This is a genomic window from Rhizobium sp. Leaf341, from assembly GCF_001424325.1.
Taxonomy (GTDB): Bacteria; Pseudomonadota; Alphaproteobacteria; order Rhizobiales; family Rhizobiaceae; genus Ferranicluibacter.
The window spans coordinates 197,161-214,059 of record NZ_LMPE01000016.1 but is presented as its reverse complement, the minus strand read 5'-3'; the positions used below and the strand labels follow the sequence as shown (position 1 = coordinate 214,059).

Here is a 16,899-nt window from a genome sequence, read left to right as displayed (position 1 = left end):
ATGAATACCAATGCATCTGTCGTCGTCGGCGAGGGCACGCGCGCCGTGACCTTCTCGCAGGGGTCGAAACTGTCGCTGATCGCCGGTCCCTGCCAGATGGAGAGCCGTGACCACGCCTTCATGATCGCCGGCCGTATGGTGGAACTCTGCGACAAGCTCGGCCTCGGTCTCGTCTACAAATCCTCCTTCGACAAGGCCAATCGCACGTCGCTGGCCGGTCAGCGCGGCATCGGCCTTGAGAAGGCCATGGAGATCTTTGCCGATCTCAAGGCGGAATACGGCTTCCCCGTTCTGACGGACATCCACACGGAAGAACATTGCGCCCTCGTCGCACCGACGGTCGATATTCTGCAGATCCCTGCCTTTCTCTGCCGCCAGACGGACCTGCTGGTGGCGGCCGCAAAGACCGGCCGGACCATCAACGTCAAGAAGGGCCAGTTTCTCGCGCCGTGGGACATGAAGAACGTCCTTGCCAAGTTCACCGACAGCGGCAACCCGAACGTGCTTCTTTGCGAACGCGGAGCCTCGTTCGGCTACAACACGCTGGTCTCGGACATGCGCTCCCTGCCGATCATGGCAGGCTTCGGCGCCCCCGTGGTCTTTGATGCGACCCATTCGGTGCAGCAGCCAGGCGGGCAGGGCACGTCCTCGGGCGGCCAAAGGGAGTTCGTCGAGACGCTCGCGCGTGCGGCCGTTGCCGTCGGTGTGGCGGGCGTCTTCATCGAAACGCACGAGGACCCGGACAACGCGCCTTCGGACGGTCCGAACATGGTGAACATCAACGACATGCCGCGTTTGCTCGAAACCCTGCTCGCCTTCGATTCCATCTCCAAGCGCTGACAGGCGCTGCCATTGTAATTTCATGGCCGTGGATTAAGACAGGCCATCCGCCCACCACCCAAAGACAGGGAAGAGACCCATGACAACCATCATCGACATCATCGGCCGCGAAATCCTCGACAGCCGCGGCAATCCGACGGTCGAAGTCGACGTGCATCTGGAAGACGGCAGCTTCGGTCGTGCTGCGGTTCCCTCCGGTGCGTCGACGGGTGCGCATGAGGCGGTCGAACTGCGCGACGGCGGGTCGCGCTATCTCGGAAAGGGCGTCGAACGCGCCGTCGAATACGTCAACGGCGAAATCTACGAAGCCATCGGCGGCCTCGACGCCGAGAATCAGATCCAGATCGACCAGGTCATGATCGAGCTCGACGGCACCGAGAACAAGTCGCGCCTCGGTGCAAACGCCATTCTGGGCGTGTCGCTCGCCGTTGCCAAGGCCGCTGCCGAATCGGCTGGCTTGCCGCTCTACCGCTACATCGGCGGCCCGAACGCGCATCACCTGCCGGTACCGATGATGAACATCATCAACGGCGGCGCACATGCGGATAACCCGATCGATTTCCAGGAATTCATGATCGTTCCCGTTGGCGCCGATTCCATCCGCGACGCCGTCCGCATGGGTTCGGAAGTCTTCCACACGCTGAAGAAGCAGCTGTCGGCTGACGGCCACAACACGAATGTCGGCGATGAAGGCGGCTTTGCGCCTGGCCTCGCCTCTGCGCCGGCAGCGCTCGACTTCATCATGAGCTCGATCGAAAAAGCCGGCTACAAGCCCGGCGAAGACATGTTCATTGCACTGGATTGCGCATCGACCGAGTTCTTCAAGGATGGCAAGTATCACCTCGAAGGCGAGGGCCGTGTCCTCGAGCCGGAAGCCATGGCGGACTACCTCGCCGAACTCGCCGGCAAGTACCCGATCTTCTCGATCGAGGACGGCATGGGCGAAGACGACTGGAACGGCTGGAAGTACCTGACCGACAAGATCGGCTCCAAGGTCCAGCTCGTCGGCGACGATCTGTTCGTGACCAACTCCAAGCGTCTGCGCGACGGCATCAAGATGGGTGTTGCCAACTCCATTCTCGTCAAGGTGAACCAGATCGGCTCGCTGTCGGAAACCCTCGACGCCGTTGAGACAGCGCACAAGGCGCGCTACTCGGCCGTCATGTCGCATCGGTCGGGCGAAACCGAGGACAGCACGATCTCGGATCTCGCGGTCGCCACCAATTGCGGACAGATCAAGACCGGTTCGCTTGCGCGCTCCGACCGGACCGCGAAGTACAACCAGCTGATCCGCATCGAAGAGCAGCTCGGCCCGCAGGCCCAGTACATGGGTCGCTCGATCCTGCGCGGCTGATACGTCTCGTCCAACCTGATCGTCGAAAGCCCGGATCTCCCTGCGAGGTCCGGGCTTTTTCGTTTTCGGTCCGCCGCGTCCCGATGTTCACTATGGTCAACGCTCGATTAACACATGCCGGTTACAGTGAGCGCAGTAGCGTAGCAGGGCGTCAGCGTATGTGGACCAAACATCATCGGAAGCGGAAACTCGGGCGGTTTGCCATGCCGCTGATCACGGTCGCCTTCCTCTCCTATTTCTCCTATCACTCGATCCATGGCGACTTCGGCTTGCGGGCCACGGAGGTCTTCGACCGCCAGCGCGTCGAGCGTCAGGCCACGTTGAAAGACCTGACCGAAAAGCGCCAGCTGCTGGAAAAGGAAGTCGCCTTGCTCAGCGACGGCTCCATGGAGCGCGACATGCTGGATGAAAAAGCCCGGTTCGGACTCAACATGTCCCGCGCCGACGAGATCGTCATCTTCCACTGATTGGACACTTAACCGGAATTTTGTTAATCCTGATTAACTCAATCTTCTCAGTGGCTTGAGGCGAATATAAGCCATGCAAATATAGCATTGCTGTTGTTGCGCACTTTCCCTATGGTAGCCGCAAAACGCTAACCAAAGGGAGGATCGCATGGCACCGCGTCAAAACGCGCCCGTATCCAGCCGCGGCAAATTCGCAGCCAAGGATTTCGCCAACGGTACGATCGTAGACTTCGACCGCGAGCAGGATCTGAAAGCCTATCGCGAGATGCTCCTCATCCGTCGTTTCGAAGAAAAGGCCGGCCAACTCTATGGCATGGGCTTCATCGGCGGCTTCTGTCATCTCTACATCGGTCAGGAGGCTGTTGTCGTCGGTATGCAGATGGCCCTGAAGGACGGTGATCAGGTCATCACCGGCTACCGGGATCACGGGCACATGCTGGCAACCGGCATGAGTGCGCGCGGCGTGATGGCCGAGCTGACCGGGCGCCAGGGCGGCTACAGCCGAGGCAAGGGCGGCTCGATGCATATGTTCTCCAAGGAAAAGAACTTCTACGGCGGCCATGGCATCGTCGGTGCGCAGGTGTCGCTCGGCACCGGTCTCGCCTTCGCCAACAGCTACCGCGGCAACGACAATGTTTCTCTCGCCTATTTCGGCGACGGCGCGGCCAATCAGGGCCAGGTCTATGAGAGCTTCAACATGGCGGCGCTCTGGAAGCTCCCCTGCATCTACATCATCGAGAACAACCGTTACGCCATGGGCACCTCGGTCGCCCGTGCATCTGCCGGCGTCGACTTCTCGCAGCGTGGCGCCGCCATCGGTATTCCCGGCTATCAGGTCGACGGCATGGATGTCCGCGCCGTCAAGGCGGCCGGCGACGAGGCCGTTGCCCACTGCCGCGAAGGCAAGGGTCCGGTCATTCTGGAAATGCAGACCTACCGCTATCGCGGCCACTCCATGTCCGACCCGGCGAAGTATCGCTCGAAGGACGAGGTTCAGAAGATGCGGTCCGAGCATGACCCGATCGAGCAGGTGAAGGTTCGCCTGCTGGAGAAGGGCTGGGCCACCGAGGACGAGCTGAAGGCGATCGACAAGGACGTCCGCGACATCGTGGCCGACAGCGCCGATTTCGCGCAGAACGATCCGGAGCCGGATGTATCCGAGCTCTACACCGACATTCTTCTGTGATCCGGGACGAGGGATTGATCCATGCCTATTGAAATTCTGATGCCCGCCCTTTCCCCGACCATGGAAGAAGGCACGCTCTCCAAATGGTTGAAGAAGGAAGGCGATACCGTTGCGTCCGGCGACGTGATCGCGGAAATCGAGACGGACAAGGCCACCATGGAAGTGGAGGCCGTCGATGAAGGCACGATCGGCAAGATCTTGATCGAAGCCGGCACGGAGAACGTGAAGGTCAACACCGCCATCGCGCTGCTGCTCCAGGAAGGCGAGAGCGCCGGCGACGCGTCGAGCGCAAAGCCGGCCGCTCCGAAGGCCGATGCCGACACGCCGGCCGCGACCTCGAACGATGCCGGTGGCAAGGCACGGGAATCGGGCGAAGAGCCGACAGCGAAGGCCGACAGCAAGGTGCCCGCGGCACCGAAGGTCGATGTTGCCGCAGACCCGGATATCCCGGCCGGCACGGAAATGGTCTCCACGACGGTGCGTGAAGCGCTGCGCGATGCGATGGCCGAGGAAATGCGCCGCGACGGTGACGTCTTCATCATGGGTGAGGAAGTTGCCGAGTACCAAGGCGCCTACAAGATCACGCAGGGCCTGCTGCAGGAGTTCGGCGCGCGTCGCGTCGTCGACACGCCGATCACCGAACACGGCTTTGCCGGCGTCGGCGTCGGCGCGGCCATGGCCGGCCTGAAACCGATCGTGGAGTTCATGACGTTCAACTTCGCCATGCAGGCGATCGACCACATCATCAACTCGGCAGCCAAGACGCTCTACATGTCCGGCGGCCAGATGGGTGCCCCGATCGTGTTTCGTGGGCCGAACGGCGCGGCCGCCCGCGTCGGCGCGCAGCACAGCCAGGATTACGCAGCCTGGTACAGCCACATCCCCGGCCTGAAGGTCATCGCACCCTACACGGCTGCGGATGCCAAGGGTCTCCTGAAGGCGGCGATTCGGGATCCGAACCCGATCATCTTCCTCGAAAACGAAATTCTCTACGGCCAGTCCTTCGACGTTCCGAAGCTGGACGATTTCGTTCTTCCGATCGGCAAGGCGCGGGTCCACAAGACCGGGAAGGACGTCACGATCGTTTCGTTCGGCATCGGCATGACCTATTCGCTGAAGGCGATCGCCGAACTCGAGAAGGACGGCATCGACGTCGAGCTGATCGACCTGCGCACGATCCGGCCGATGGACCTGCCGACGATCATCGAGTCGGTCAAGAAGACCGGCCGCCTGGTGACCGTCGAGGAGGGCTATCCGCAGTCATCCGTCGGCACCGAGATCGCAACGCGCGTCATGCAGCAGGCCTTCGACTATCTCGATGCGCCGATCCTGACGATTGCCGGCAAGGACGTTCCGATGCCCTACGCGGCAAACCTCGAAAAGCTGGCTCTGCCGAATGTCGGTGAAGTCGTCGAGGCGGTGAAGACCGTCTGCTACAAGTAAGGGAAGCGGGATCATGCCGATCAACATCACCATGCCCGCGCTTTCTCCGACCATGGAGGAAGGCAACCTTGCCAAATGGCTCGTGAAGGAAGGCGATACCGTCAAGTCCGGCGATGTCATCGCCGAGATCGAGACCGACAAGGCGACAATGGAAGTCGAAGCTGTCGATGAAGGCGTCGTTGCCAAGCTCGTCGTTCCCGCCGGCACCGAAGGGGTCAAGGTCAACGCCCTGATCGCGATTCTCGCCGCCGATGGCGAGGATGTCGGCGCTGCCGCCGCAGGCAGCGGCGCTTCGGCACCAAAGGCCGAGGCTCAGCCTGCCAAGGCTCCGTCCGAGCCCTCGAAGACTGCCGAGCCGGCTGCCGCGAACACATCGTCGGCACCGCAGGCACAGGCACCTGCCGCCGCAAAGACCGTTGGGGACAAGCGCGTCTTCTCGTCGCCGCTCGCTCGCCGTCTCGCCAAGGAGGCCGGTCTCGATCTTTCGGCGGTCACCGGCACCGGCCCGAAAGGCCGCGTGATCAAGAGCGACGTCGAAAAAGCGGTTGCCGGTGGTATCGGCAAGGCATCGACTGCTCCTTCAGCAGCACCCGCGACAGCGGCGGCACCGGTCGCGGCATCCGCGCCGAAGGGCATGTCCGACGAGCAGGTCCTGAAGAACTTTGCCGAGGGCTCCTACGATCTCGTGCCACATGACGGCATGCGCAAGACGATCGCCAAGCGCCTTCAGGAATCCAAGCAGACGATCCCGCATTTCTACGTCTCCGTGGATTGCGAACTGGATGCGCTGCTGTCGCTGCGCGCACAGCTGAACGCTGCGGCTCCCGAGAAGGACGGCAAGCCGGCCTACAAGCTCTCGGTCAACGACATGGTCATTAAGGCGCTGGCGCTTGCCCTGCGCGATGTGCCGGATGCGAACGTTTCCTGGACCGAGACCAATATGGTCAAGCACAAGCATGCCGATGTCGGCGTGGCCGTGTCGATCCCGGGCGGTCTCATCACCCCGATCGTTCGCTCCGCCGAGCTCAAGAGCCTTTCGGCCATCTCCAACGAGATGAAAGACCTCGGCGCCCGCGCCAAGGGCCGCAAGCTGAAGCCGGAAGAGTATCAGGGCGGCACGACGGCCGTCTCCAATATGGGCATGATGGGCGTCAAGAACTTTGCCGCCGTCGTCAACCCGCCGCATGCGACGATCCTTGCGATCGGCGCCGGCGAGGAGCGTGTCGTCGTGAAGAAGGGCGAGATGAAAATCGCCAACGTCATGACGGTGACCCTCTCGACCGACCACCGCGCGGTCGATGGCGCGTTGGGTGCCGAGCTGCTGGGCGCGTTCAAGCGCTACATCGAAAATCCGATGGGCATGCTGGTGTGATCCGAGACGACGGAGCGTGAAGCAACGCTCCGTCGTTTCTCAGGAACGATGTCTGCAACGATCTTCAGGAATGACAGGGAGGCGGCGACGAGATGAAGACAGTCCTCTGCTACGGCGACAGCCTCACCTGGGGATATGACGCCGCCGCGCCCGGGCGCCATGCACTGGCGGACCGCTGGCCGACCGTTCTCGGCAATGCGCTGGGCGAAGGCGTTCATGTCATCGCAGAAGGCCTCAACGGACGCACCACGGCCTATGACGACCATCTGGCCGATGCGGACCGCAATGGCGCCCGGATTCTTCCGACCGTGCTCCACAGCCACGATCCGATCGATCTCGTGATCTTTCTGCTCGGCACCAATGATATGAAGCCCGTCGTGCACGGGACCGCATTCGGAGCGGTTCAGGGCATCGAGCGGCTGGTCGAGCTCGTCCGGCATCATGCGTGGTCCTTTGAGGCCGACGCGCCAGACGTTCTGATCGTCTCGCCGCCTCCGGCCTGCGAAACGGCGAATGCCGGTTTCGCTGCGATGTTTGCCGGCGCGCGTGAGCAGTCTGCGATGCTCGCCTCGCTCTATGCGGATCTGGCCGACGAAACGGGCTGCGGCTTCTTCGATGCAGGTTCGGTTGCGAAAACCACGCCGATCGACGGGATTCATCTCGACGCGGAGAACACCAGAGCCATCGGACGCGGCCTCGAGCCGATCGTCCGCGTGATGCTCGGCCTCTAGCGCACGCCGGGCGGAATCCCCATCTTCGCCGCGACGATGCGGTGGCAACAACCATTGTGAATGGCAGCGCCCCGAGCGCGCCTTTAACCGACAGGAAACGCAAGGCATGGCTCAGAATTACGACGTCATCATCATCGGCTCCGGCCCGGGCGGCTACATCGCGGCGATCCGCGCGGCGCAGTTGGGCATGAAGGTGGCCGTCGTCGAGCGCGAACATCTCGCCGGCATCTGCTCGAACTGGGGTTGCATCCCGACCAAGGCACTCCTCCGGTCCGCCGACGTTCTGCACAGTGCCCAGCACGCCAAGAATTACGGGCTGAAGCTCGAAGGAACGATTTCTCCGGACCTGCAGGCAATCGTCGCCCGGTCGCGCGGCATCGCCGAGCGCATGAACGGTGGCGTCGGCTTCCTGTTCAAGAAGAACAAGGTCGATATCATCTGGGGCGAGGCAAAGCTGACAAAGCCCGGCGAGATCGTCGTCGGTCCGATCACCAAGCCGATCGTCCAGCCGCAGGGCCCCATTCCGAAGAACACGCTCGGCGAGGGCACCTACACCGCAAAGCACATCATCGTCGCGACCGGTGCGCGCCCCCGGGCGCTTCCCGGCATCGAGCCCGATGGAAAGCTGATCTGGACCTATTTCGAGGCAATGAAGCCCGAGAAGATGCCAAAGTCGCTTCTGGTCATGGGATCGGGCGCGATCGGCATCGAGTTTGCATCCTTCTACCGGACCATGGGCGTGGATGTGACGGTCGTCGAAGTTCTCAGCCAGGTCATGCCGGTCGAGGACGCGGAGATCTCGACCTTCGCCAAGAAGCAGTTCGACAAGCAGGGCATGAAGATCCTGCTGGAAGCCAAGGTATCCAAGGTCGAGAAGGGCGCAGACAGCGTCACCGCCCATGTCGAGAAGAAGGACGGGACGATCGAGAAGATCACGGCCGACCGCATGATCTCGGCTGTCGGCGTCGTCGGCAACATCGAGAACCTCGGCTTGGAAGCGCTCGGCGTGAAGACGGATCGCGGCTGCATCGTCATCGACGGCTACGGCAAGACCAATGTGCCCGGCCTCTATGCGATCGGCGACGTCGCCGGTCCGCCGATGCTGGCGCACAAGGCGGAGCATGAGGCCGTCATCTGCATCGAGAAGATTGCAGGACTGCCGAATGTCCACCCGATAGACAAGTTGAAGATCCCGGGCTGCACCTATTGCAATCCACAGGTCGCGTCGGTCGGCCTGACCGAGGCGAAGGCCAAGGCGGAAGGTCGCGACATTCGCGTCGGTCGCTTCCCCTTCGTCGCCAACGGCAAGGCGATCGCGCTTGGCGAAGACCAGGGCATGGTGAAGACCATCTTCGACAACAAGACGGGAGAGTTGATCGGAGCGCATCTCGTTGGCGCCGAGGTGACCGAACTGATCCAGGGCTTCGTCGTCGCAATGAACCTCGAGACGACCGAGGAAGACCTGATGCACACCATCTTCCCGCATCCGACCATTTCGGAAACGATGAAGGAAAGCGTGCTCGACGCCTACGGGCGGGCCTTGAACGCCTGATCGTGACTTGACGTCGGCTGCGCGCGGTCGCATCTGAGAGGCCTTGCATGAACGGTCCGTTCTCCCGGACCGACACGAGCAGGAGCGGGCGGTTTCGCCGGCTCGAAGGTTTGAGCGCCCGGCGACACGGCTGCGGCGACAGGACGAGCACCAGAAGCTGATGGTCCGGCCGACACGTCGGGCAGACCAAAGCGGAAAGAAAGAACGATCCATGGTCACCATTCTCGACCGGACCCAGACGACCACCGATGCACCGCGCGTGCGCCACCCGGAAAAGGCCCACAAGCCGGACACGGAGATGTTGCGCAAGCCGGAATGGATCCGCGTGAAGGCTCCGACCTCGAAGGGCTATCACGAGACACGCGATCTGGTGCGCTCGCACAAGCTGGTGACGGTTTGCGAGGAGGCGGGTTGCCCCAATATCGGCGAGTGCTGGGAAAAGAAGCACGCGACGTTCATGATCATGGGCGAGATCTGCACCCGTGCCTGCGCCTTCTGCAATGTTGCAACGGGCAAGCCCAATGCACTGGACATGGCCGAACCGGAAAACGTCGCCAAGGCCGTTCGGCAGATGGGGCTGTCGCATGTCGTCATCACCTCGGTCGATCGCGACGATCTGCACGATGGTGGCGCCGAGCACTTCGAAAAGGTCATCTGGGCTATCCGTCTGGCGTCGCCGGAGACGACGATCGAAATCCTGACACCGGATTTCCTCAAGAAGCCCGGCGCGCTCGAGCGGGTCGTGGCGGCAAAGCCCGACGTGTTCAACCATAATATGGAAACCGTGCCGGGCAACTACCTGACCGTCCGTCCGGGCGCCCGTTACTTCCACTCCATCCGCCTTTTGCAGCGTGTGAAAGAGCTGGACCCCACCATGTTCACCAAATCCGGCATCATGGTCGGCCTTGGCGAGGAGCGGAACGAAGTGCTCCAGCTCATGGACGATCTGCGGACCGCGGATGTCGACTTCCTGACCATCGGCCAGTACCTGCAGCCGACGCGCAAGCACCATAAGGTTGAAGCCTTCGTCACGCCGGAAGAGTTCAAGTCCTACGAGACAGTCGCTTATACCAAGGGCTTCCTGATGGTGGCGTCGAGCCCCCTGACCCGGTCGTCGCATCATGCGGGCGACGATTTCGCACGCCTGCGGGCAGCACGGGAAAAGAAGGTTCTGCTCGCCGCCGAATAAGGCCGGCTCCTCGTTTCTATTGGCACGTCAATCCTCTCCCGCGATCAAGACGGATGAGGGCCAGCGATGAGAACCTGGGAGTGTTCGGCCCGGACCGCGCGGGCGCTCATGCGCGACGGTGCGGCAGCAGGGTGGCGGGTCTGCACGGTTTGTCTTCATCAGGAGGGTGACCATGCTGCACGTGTTACTGACCGGTGCGCAAGCGGCCGCGGTGATCTCCGGCGCCAATCGGATCTGCGTGATCGGCTGTTCCGGCAGCGGCAAGACGACACTTGCAAGGGCGCTCGGCGAACGACTGTCCCTGCCGCACATGTCGATGGACAAGGCGTTCTTCTGGCTCCCGGGCTGGAAGAAGCGCGACAGAGCCGAGGAACGCGCGCTGATTGCACAGGCAGTGGCCACCGAGCGCTGGATCATGGACGGAACGGGATCCTCGAGCTTCGACCTGCGCCTGCCGCGGACGGATGTCGTTCTCTGGTTGCGCCTGCCGCGCTGGCTGTGCCTGCTCAGCGTCTTCCGCCGCGTTGCCGGGAGCCATGGCCGTGTTCGCCGTGACATGGCGCCCGGTTGTCCAGAACGGTTTCCCGACCGGGAATTTCTCTCCTACATCTGGAATTTCGAGACCCGTGTCGCTCTGCTCATTGAACGGGATATGGCGACATACGGTCTGAACGTCCCGATTTTCACCTTGAAATCGCGCCGGGAGGTGGCCCGCCTCCTTGATCTTGTGTCTGCCGCCGACTAACTGCGTCTTATGCCGAAGTTCGAAACCAGACGCTTGGTGAAGCATTCTCCCGACCAGATGTTCGACCTTGTTGCCGACGTCGAGTCCTACCCGCAATTCCTGCCGCTCTGTGAGGCCCTGACGGTGCGAACCCGCAAGGAGCGCGACGGCAAGGAGCTGCTCCTTGCCGACATGACGGTGGGCTACAAGGCCATCCGCGAGACGTTCACGACGCAGGTGCTTTTGAACCGCGCCGAGCACCGGATCGAGGTCAAGTATATCGATGGACCCTTCCGCTATCTCGACAACCGCTGGACGTTCGAAGCGACGCCCGACGGCGGCTGCTCGGTCCATTTCTTCATCGATTACGAGTTCAAGAACCGCATTCTCGGCGCGCTGATGGGGTCGATGTTCGACCGCGCGTTTCGGCTTTTCGCGGAAGCCTTCGAAAAGCGGGCCGACACGGTCTATACCGGCGCGGACGCCTGATCGACGCACTGATCCAGCATGTCAAGCGCCGTCCTGACTGTGGCAAGCCGTACTTGGTCCCGGCCGATGTCGCCATATCGCATCGCGCGATGCAGGACGGCTCCCCCGCGCCATGCGGCGGCGATATGCACGAGGCCCACCGGCTTTTCCTCTGATCCCCCACCGGGCCCTGCGATGCCCGTCACGGCGACGGCGATGTCTGCGTCGGAGCGCGCCAGGGCGCCTCGCACCATTTCGAGCGCGGTTTCGCGCGACACTGCCCCGAACGCCTCGAGGGTCGCTGTCGTGACGCCCAGCATGTCGGCCTTGGCCCTGTTCGAATAGGTGACGAAGCCGCGATCGACCGCCCGGGAAGAGCCGGGGATTTCGGTCAGGGCGCCGGCAATCAGCCCGCCGGTGCACGACTCGGCCGTGGCAATCGTCCAGCCTCGGCCGGCGCAGCGCTCAAGGAGCCGTTCGGCGGACTGCCGGATATCGTCGGGCCAGAGCGTCATCGAAAACCGTCGGGAAAGCTGACCGTCGCGGTGGCGATCGCCGCGATGCCTTCGCGCCGGCCGACAAAGCCGATCCTCTCGTTGGTTGTCGCCTTGACCGAGCAGCGGTCGAGCGAAATGCCCAGCATGTCGGACAGGGCCTGCCGCATGGCGTCCCGGTGCGGGCCGACCTTCGGCGCTTCCGCGATCAGGGAGATGTCCGCATTCATGACGACGCCGCCGTGCTGCCGCACGATGCCGGCGGCATGTTCCAGGAAGATCCGTGACCGGGCACCCTTCCATCTGTCGTCGGATGGCGGAAAGTGATCGCCGATATCGCCAGCGCCGCAGGTGGCCAGCAGCGCGTCCGTCAAGGCATGAAGCGCGACATCGGCGTCGGAGTGGCCGAGCAGCGACTGATCGTGCGGCAGGAAGATGCCGCACAGCGTGACGCCGTTGCCCGGGACCAGCTGGTGGACGTCGTAGCCGTTGCCGGTCCGCACATCGATCCGATGCCCGTTCAGTCGCTCGTCTGCCATGCGTAGATCCTGTTGCGTCGTGAGTTTCACATTGTCTGCCGATCCCGCGACCAGGACGACCGGCAGACCCGCCCACTCAGCGATGGAGGTGTCGTCGGTGAAGTCCGACCGCCCGGAGGTCGCGGCGGACTCGTGCGCCGCGAGGATGCTGGGGAGGTCGAAACACTGGGGTGTCTGCGCCGCAAACAGCCTGTCCCGCGAGACGGTCTCCCCCACGTCACCGGAGACATTGGCGCGCTTCAGCGTATCCGTGACCGGAATGGCGGGAAGCACCGCTCGGACACCGGACGACAAGGCAGCGAGACAGCGGTCGAGAAGGTCCGACGTTACGAACGGCCGAACCGCATCCTGGATCATCGCGTGCCGGATACCTTGGCGGGAGAGGGCCCTCAGGCCGGCCAGCACGGATGCCTGTCGTGTCGGGCCGCCACGGACGATCGTCACGACCGGGCGAGACCGGCAGGCCGCGAGCGCCGTTTCGAGAAAGGCTTCATCATCCGCATGGATGACGACAACGATCGGACCGGCCTTGCCCCAGGCCGCAAACGCATCAAGTGTCCAGGAGATCACGGGGCGTCCACCGATCCGGCGATACTGCTTCGGACCCTCGATCGACGCACCGGCCCGCTCACCGCGACCGGCTGCGACGATCACGACGCCGCATGAAAGTTCGCGTTCTCTTTGCATCTGCTGTAAGACGCCTCCCTGCCTGCCTTCAAATGAAGCACCCGGCCGCATGAAGCTTGCCCTGCGCAATCCGTCAGAGCGCGTTTAACCCGCATGACCGGGCTTTGCCAGACAAGCGGGCAGGCGATTGAGGAAAATTGCGCATGTCGCGCGAAAGCGCTTGGCAAGGGCGATATCTATGTCTAAAAATAGTGCAGAAAACTGATGTGCCTGAAAGATAATCAATTGCAGCATCCAGCTTTGTCATCGCCCTTCGCGATCGAGGGGATGTCGTTTCGAAACCGCGTGGTGCTCGCGCCCATGTCGGGCGTCACCGATCTGCCGTTTCGCCAGCTGGCATGGCGCTATGGCGCCGGCCTCGTGGTGACCGAGATGGTAGCAAGTCGCGAGCTGGCATGCAATGCAGGCGAGAGCTGGGCCCGGCTCAAAAATGCGGGCATCACGCCGCATATGGTCCAGCTGGCCGGGCGGGAAGCACACTGGATGGCGGAGGCCGCAAAAATCGCAGCTGGTAACGGCGCCGACGTGATCGACATCAATATGGGATGCCCCGCCAAGAAGGTGACCGGCGGCTATTCCGGTTCGGCGCTGATGCGGGATCCGGATCACGCGCTGTCCCTGATCGAGGCGACGGTTCGTGCGGTCGACATCCCCGTGACCTTGAAGATGCGGCTCGGCTGGGACGAAACGACGATGAACGCCCCCGACATTGCCCGCCGTGCCGAGGCGGCCGGTATCCGCATGGTCACGATCCATGGGCGGACCCGCATGCAGTTCTACAAGGGGCATGCAGACTGGGATGCGATCCGGGCCGTGCGCAACGCCATGTCGCTGCCGCTCGTGGCGAATGGGGATGTGACGACGGCCGAGGATGCGGCCGAAATCCTCAGGCGCTCGGGCGCCGATGCGGTGATGGCCGGGCGTGCCTGCCAGGGGCGGCCCTGGCATGCCGGTGTTCTCGCCGGCGCCTGCGCTGAACCCGATGGCCAGGCGCGCCTCGATGTCATAGCAGAGCACTACGGCATGATGCTCGCCTTCTACGGCATCGAGACGGGGCTTCGTCATGCGCGAAAACATCTCGGTTGGTACATCGAGCGGTTCGCGGCCAATGCGCCCGGGCACTGCAAGGCGTTGGTGCTGACGGCGACGGATCACAAGACGGCGTTGTCCGGTCTTCTCGAGCTTCTTCGGGACGGCGAGACGGCGGTTGAAAGGACGATGGCGGCATGAGCGGCACGATGAGCGACGACACCAAGGCCGCCCTGCCCATGGCGGTGCTGAATGCGATCCAGAATCCGGTGGTTCTCGTCAACGAGAGAGGGCTGGTGACCTTTGCCAACTGGGAGGCGGAAGCCTTCTTCGGCGCGAGCGCCAGCCATCTCGCGCGTCATGACATCAGCACCTTCATCCCCTTCGGCAGTCCGCTCCTGACCCTGATCGAGCAGGTGCGCGAACGCCGGGCGGCGGTCAACGAATACCGCGTCGATCTTTCATCGCCGCGTCTGGGTGCCGACAAGCTGGTCGACCTCTATGTCGCGCCGGTCCTGTCCGAGCCGGGCAGCGTCGTCATCGTCTTTCAGGAACGCTCCATGGCCGACAAGATCGACCGGCAGCTGACCCATCGCGCCGCCGCGCGATCCGTGACCGGCCTTGCGTCGATGTTGGCCCACGAAATCAAAAATCCGCTCTCCGGCATTCGGGGAGCCGCGCAGCTGCTGGAAAGCTCCGTCAACGACGAGGACCGCGCGCTGACACGTCTCATCTGTGACGAGACCGATCGAATCGTGTCTTTGGTAGACCGCATGGAGGTCTTCTCGGACGAGCGGCCGGTCGATCGGCATCCGGTGAACATTCATTCCATTCTCGACCATGTCAAAGCGGTAGCAAGGGCGGGCTTTGCGCGCCGCATCCGCATCACCGAGAACTACGATCCGTCCCTGCCGCCGGTCTATGCCAATCGTGATCAGCTCGTGCAGGTGTTCCTCAATCTCGTGAAGAATGCGGCCGAGGCGATCGGCGACAAGCCGGATGGCGAGATCGTGCTGACGACGGCGTATCGGCCCGGCATCCGCCTTTCGGTTGCCGGTACGCAGGAGAAGATTTCGCTGCCGCTTGAATTCTGCGTTCACGACAACGGGCCGGGCGTGCCTGCTGACCTCGTGCCGCATCTGTTCGATCCCTTTATCACCACAAAGACCAACGGCTCCGGCCTTGGCCTCGCGTTGGTGGCAAAGATCATCGGCGGTCATGGCGGGATCGTCGAATGCGACAGTCAGACCAGCCGCACCATATTCCGCGTTCTCATGCCCGCGTCAAAAGGACCGACCGCGGAGGACCCCGATCCCATTGCTGTAAAAGGGAAGACCCGATGACTGGCGCCACGATTCTCGTCGCCGACGACGACGCAGCCATCCGTACCGTGCTCAACCAGGCCTTGAGCCGTGCCGGCTACGATGTCCGCATCACCTCGAACGCCGCGACCCTCTGGCGCTGGATCTCGGCGGGGGACGGCGATCTCGTGCTGACGGACGTCGTGATGCCGGACGAGAATGCCTTCGATCTGCTGCCGCGCATCAAGAAGGCCCGGCCGGAGCTGCCCGTTCTCGTCATGAGCGCGCAGAACACGTTCATGACGGCCATCAAGGCCTCGGAAAAAGGGGCTTACGACTATCTGCCCAAACCGTTCGACCTGACGGAACTGATCGCCATCATTGGCCGGGCCTTGGCGGAACCCAAGCGCAAGCCGGCCAAGATGGACGACGATACGCAGGACGGCATGCCGTTGGTCGGTCGCTCTGCCGCCATGCAGGAAATCTACCGGGTGCTCGCGCGGCTGATGCAAACGGACCTGACCCTGATGATCACGGGTGAGTCCGGCACCGGCAAGGAGCTGGTGGCGCGCGCGCTGCATGATTACGGCAAGCGCCGGAACGGCCCCTTCGTCGCCATCAACATGGCCGCCATTCCGCGGGATCTCATCGAGTCCGAACTCTTCGGGCACGAGAAGGGTGCTTTCACCGGCGCGCAGAACCGCTCGACCGGCCGCTTCGAACAGGCTGAAGGCGGTACGCTCTTCCTCGACGAAATCGGCGACATGCCGATGGATGCCCAGACGCGGCTGCTGCGCGTTCTGCAGCAGGGCGAATACACGACCGTGGGCGGACGCACGCCGATCCGCTCCGACGTCCGTATCGTCGCGGCGACCAACAAGGATCTGAAACAGTCGATCAACCAGGGTCTCTTCCGCGAGGATCTCTATTATCGCCTGAACGTGGTGCCGCTGCGCCTGCCGCCGCTGCGCGACCGGGCGGAGGATATCCCCGATCTCGTGCGCCACTTCGTGCAGATGGCCGAGAAGGAGGGGCTCGACGTCAAGCGCTTCGAGCAGGAAGCCCTGGAGTTGATGAAATCGCATCCCTGGCCGGGCAACGTGCGCGAACTCGAGAATGTGGTTCGTCGTCTTACGGCGCTGTATCCGCAGGAGGTCATCAGCCGGGAGATCATCGAGAGCGAACTCCGGTCCGACATCCCCGACAGCCCGATCGAGAAGGCAAGCGCACGGTCCGGCTCGATGTCTATTTCGCAGGCCGTCGAGGAGAACATGCGCCAGTATTTTGCGGGCTTCGGGGACGGCTTGCCGCCCTCCGGTCTGTATGACCGTGTCCTGGCGGAGATGGAGTATCCGCTCATCCTCGCGGCCCTGACGGCGACCCGCGGCAACCAGATCAAAGCTGCCGATCTTCTCGGCTTGAACCGGAATACGCTGCGCAAGAAAATCCGTGAACTCGGCGTCTCCGTCTACCGCAGCTCGCGGAACGCTTGACACGAAAAAGCGACCGTTGCATTTACGCCA

16 protein-coding genes are annotated in these 16,899 nt (G+C 62.9%); 14 read left to right on the top strand and 2 right to left on the bottom strand.

All coding sequences use genetic code 11. From position 1 onward, the window contains the following. The 11 genes from kdsA to ASG03_RS20395 all read left to right on the top strand — a co-directional run bounded on the left by kdsA (position 1) and on the right by ASG03_RS20395 (position 11,347). Positions 1-840, top strand: a complete 840-nt coding sequence (kdsA, locus tag ASG03_RS20445; protein ID WP_062695598.1) for a 3-deoxy-8-phosphooctulonate synthase — start codon at positions 1-3, stop codon at positions 838-840. Positions 841-919: 79 nt separating this feature from the next. After that, positions 920-2,194 carry a phosphopyruvate hydratase gene (eno, locus tag ASG03_RS20440; RefSeq protein ID WP_062695596.1) on the top strand — a complete coding sequence of 425 codons (1,275 nt, stop codon included), beginning with the start codon at positions 920-922 and terminating at the stop codon, positions 2,192-2,194. 158 nt (positions 2,195-2,352) lie between these two features. Beyond that, a complete protein-coding gene (locus ASG03_RS20435; protein ID WP_062468159.1) occupies positions 2,353-2,661 on the top strand; it encodes an FtsB family cell division protein in 309 nt (102 codons plus the stop codon). Between the two features lie 148 nt (positions 2,662-2,809). Next, a complete protein-coding gene (pdhA, locus tag ASG03_RS20430) occupies positions 2,810-3,847 on the top strand; it encodes a pyruvate dehydrogenase (acetyl-transferring) E1 component subunit alpha (RefSeq protein WP_062468156.1) in 1,038 nt (345 codons plus the stop codon). A gap of 21 nt (positions 3,848-3,868) precedes the next feature. Beyond that, complete coding sequence (locus ASG03_RS20425; RefSeq protein WP_062695594.1) at positions 3,869-5,290, top strand: pyruvate dehydrogenase complex E1 component subunit beta; 1,422 nt, start codon at positions 3,869-3,871, stop codon at positions 5,288-5,290. A 13-nt stretch (positions 5,291-5,303) separates the two neighbouring features. Beyond that, on the top strand, positions 5,304-6,662 hold the full coding sequence (locus ASG03_RS20420; protein ID WP_062695593.1) for a pyruvate dehydrogenase complex dihydrolipoamide acetyltransferase: 1,359 nt from the start codon (positions 5,304-5,306) through the stop codon (positions 6,660-6,662). Between the two features lie 92 nt (positions 6,663-6,754). Further along, positions 6,755-7,393 (top strand): SGNH/GDSL hydrolase family protein, encoded by a 639-nt coding sequence (locus ASG03_RS20415; RefSeq protein ID WP_062468151.1) that lies wholly within the window; start codon positions 6,755-6,757, stop codon positions 7,391-7,393. A gap of 106 nt (positions 7,394-7,499) precedes the next feature. After that, a complete protein-coding gene (lpdA, locus tag ASG03_RS20410; protein WP_062695591.1) occupies positions 7,500-8,945 on the top strand; it encodes a dihydrolipoyl dehydrogenase in 1,446 nt (481 codons plus the stop codon). A gap of 211 nt (positions 8,946-9,156) precedes the next feature. Then, entirely contained in the window at positions 9,157-10,134 is a 978-nt protein-coding gene (gene lipA / locus ASG03_RS20405) for a lipoyl synthase (protein ID WP_062695589.1), read from the top strand. 172 nt (positions 10,135-10,306) lie between these two features. Beyond that, entirely contained in the window at positions 10,307-10,879 is a 573-nt protein-coding gene (locus ASG03_RS20400; RefSeq protein WP_062695587.1) for an AAA family ATPase, read from the top strand. Positions 10,880-10,888: 9 nt separating this feature from the next. Beyond that, positions 10,889-11,347, top strand: coding sequence for a type II toxin-antitoxin system RatA family toxin (locus ASG03_RS20395; protein WP_062468141.1), 459 nt, complete (start codon positions 10,889-10,891; stop codon positions 11,345-11,347). Here ASG03_RS20395 and ASG03_RS20390 read toward each other — a convergent pair. Together ASG03_RS20390 and ASG03_RS20385 are read right to left on the bottom strand one after the other, a co-directional pair. Beyond that, positions 11,326-11,841: a CinA family protein gene (locus ASG03_RS20390; protein WP_062468139.1), complete on the bottom strand. Its 516-nt coding sequence runs from the start codon at positions 11,839-11,841 to the stop codon at positions 11,326-11,328. The genes ASG03_RS20395 and ASG03_RS20390 overlap by 22 nt on opposite strands. After that, positions 11,838-13,046: a bifunctional 2-C-methyl-D-erythritol 4-phosphate cytidylyltransferase/2-C-methyl-D-erythritol 2,4-cyclodiphosphate synthase gene (locus ASG03_RS20385; RefSeq protein ID WP_062695585.1), complete on the bottom strand. Its 1,209-nt coding sequence runs from the start codon at positions 13,044-13,046 to the stop codon at positions 11,838-11,840. The genes ASG03_RS20390 and ASG03_RS20385 overlap by 4 nt, the downstream gene beginning before the upstream one ends. A gap of 204 nt (positions 13,047-13,250) precedes the next feature. Here ASG03_RS20385 and dusB point away from each other — a divergent pair, with 204 nt between their 5' ends. The 3 genes from dusB to ntrC are packed head-to-tail and all read left to right on the top strand — an operon-like array spanning position 13,251 to position 16,869. Beyond that, positions 13,251-14,276 carry a tRNA dihydrouridine synthase DusB gene (dusB, locus tag ASG03_RS20380; RefSeq protein WP_156381893.1) on the top strand — a complete coding sequence of 342 codons (1,026 nt, stop codon included), beginning with the start codon at positions 13,251-13,253 and terminating at the stop codon, positions 14,274-14,276. After that, positions 14,273-15,418 carry a two-component system sensor histidine kinase NtrB gene (locus tag ASG03_RS20375; protein ID WP_062695581.1) on the top strand — a complete coding sequence of 382 codons (1,146 nt, stop codon included), beginning with the start codon at positions 14,273-14,275 and terminating at the stop codon, positions 15,416-15,418. The genes dusB and ASG03_RS20375 overlap by 4 nt, the downstream gene beginning before the upstream one ends. Beyond that, complete coding sequence (gene ntrC / locus ASG03_RS20370) at positions 15,415-16,869, top strand: nitrogen regulation protein NR(I) (RefSeq protein WP_062468130.1); 1,455 nt, start codon at positions 15,415-15,417, stop codon at positions 16,867-16,869. The genes ASG03_RS20375 and ntrC overlap by 4 nt, the downstream gene beginning before the upstream one ends. The last annotated feature ends 30 nt before the right edge of the window (positions 16,870-16,899 follow it).

Coding starts and splice junctions, on each gene's coding strand:
- kdsA (WP_062695598.1), top strand. CDS start 1: ATGAATACCAATGCATCTGTCGTCGTCGGCGAGGGCACGCGCGCCGTG.
- eno (WP_062695596.1), top strand. CDS start 920: ATGACAACCATCATCGACATCATCGGCCGCGAAATCCTCGACAGCCGC.
- ASG03_RS20435 (WP_062468159.1), top strand. CDS start 2,353: ATGTGGACCAAACATCATCGGAAGCGGAAACTCGGGCGGTTTGCCATG.
- pdhA (WP_062468156.1), top strand. CDS start 2,810: ATGGCACCGCGTCAAAACGCGCCCGTATCCAGCCGCGGCAAATTCGCA.
- ASG03_RS20425 (WP_062695594.1), top strand. CDS start 3,869: ATGCCTATTGAAATTCTGATGCCCGCCCTTTCCCCGACCATGGAAGAA.
- ASG03_RS20420 (WP_062695593.1), top strand. CDS start 5,304: ATGCCGATCAACATCACCATGCCCGCGCTTTCTCCGACCATGGAGGAA.
- ASG03_RS20415 (WP_062468151.1), top strand. CDS start 6,755: ATGAAGACAGTCCTCTGCTACGGCGACAGCCTCACCTGGGGATATGAC.
- lpdA (WP_062695591.1), top strand. CDS start 7,500: ATGGCTCAGAATTACGACGTCATCATCATCGGCTCCGGCCCGGGCGGC.
- lipA (WP_062695589.1), top strand. CDS start 9,157: ATGGTCACCATTCTCGACCGGACCCAGACGACCACCGATGCACCGCGC.
- ASG03_RS20400 (WP_062695587.1), top strand. CDS start 10,307: ATGCTGCACGTGTTACTGACCGGTGCGCAAGCGGCCGCGGTGATCTCC.
- ASG03_RS20395 (WP_062468141.1), top strand. CDS start 10,889: ATGCCGAAGTTCGAAACCAGACGCTTGGTGAAGCATTCTCCCGACCAG.
- ASG03_RS20390 (WP_062468139.1), bottom strand. CDS start 11,841: ATGACGCTCTGGCCCGACGATATCCGGCAGTCCGCCGAACGGCTCCTT.
- ASG03_RS20385 (WP_062695585.1), bottom strand. CDS start 13,046: ATGCAAAGAGAACGCGAACTTTCATGCGGCGTCGTGATCGTCGCAGCC.
- dusB (WP_156381893.1), top strand. CDS start 13,251: ATGTGCCTGAAAGATAATCAATTGCAGCATCCAGCTTTGTCATCGCCC.
- ASG03_RS20375 (WP_062695581.1), top strand. CDS start 14,273: ATGAGCGGCACGATGAGCGACGACACCAAGGCCGCCCTGCCCATGGCG.
- ntrC (WP_062468130.1), top strand. CDS start 15,415: ATGACTGGCGCCACGATTCTCGTCGCCGACGACGACGCAGCCATCCGT.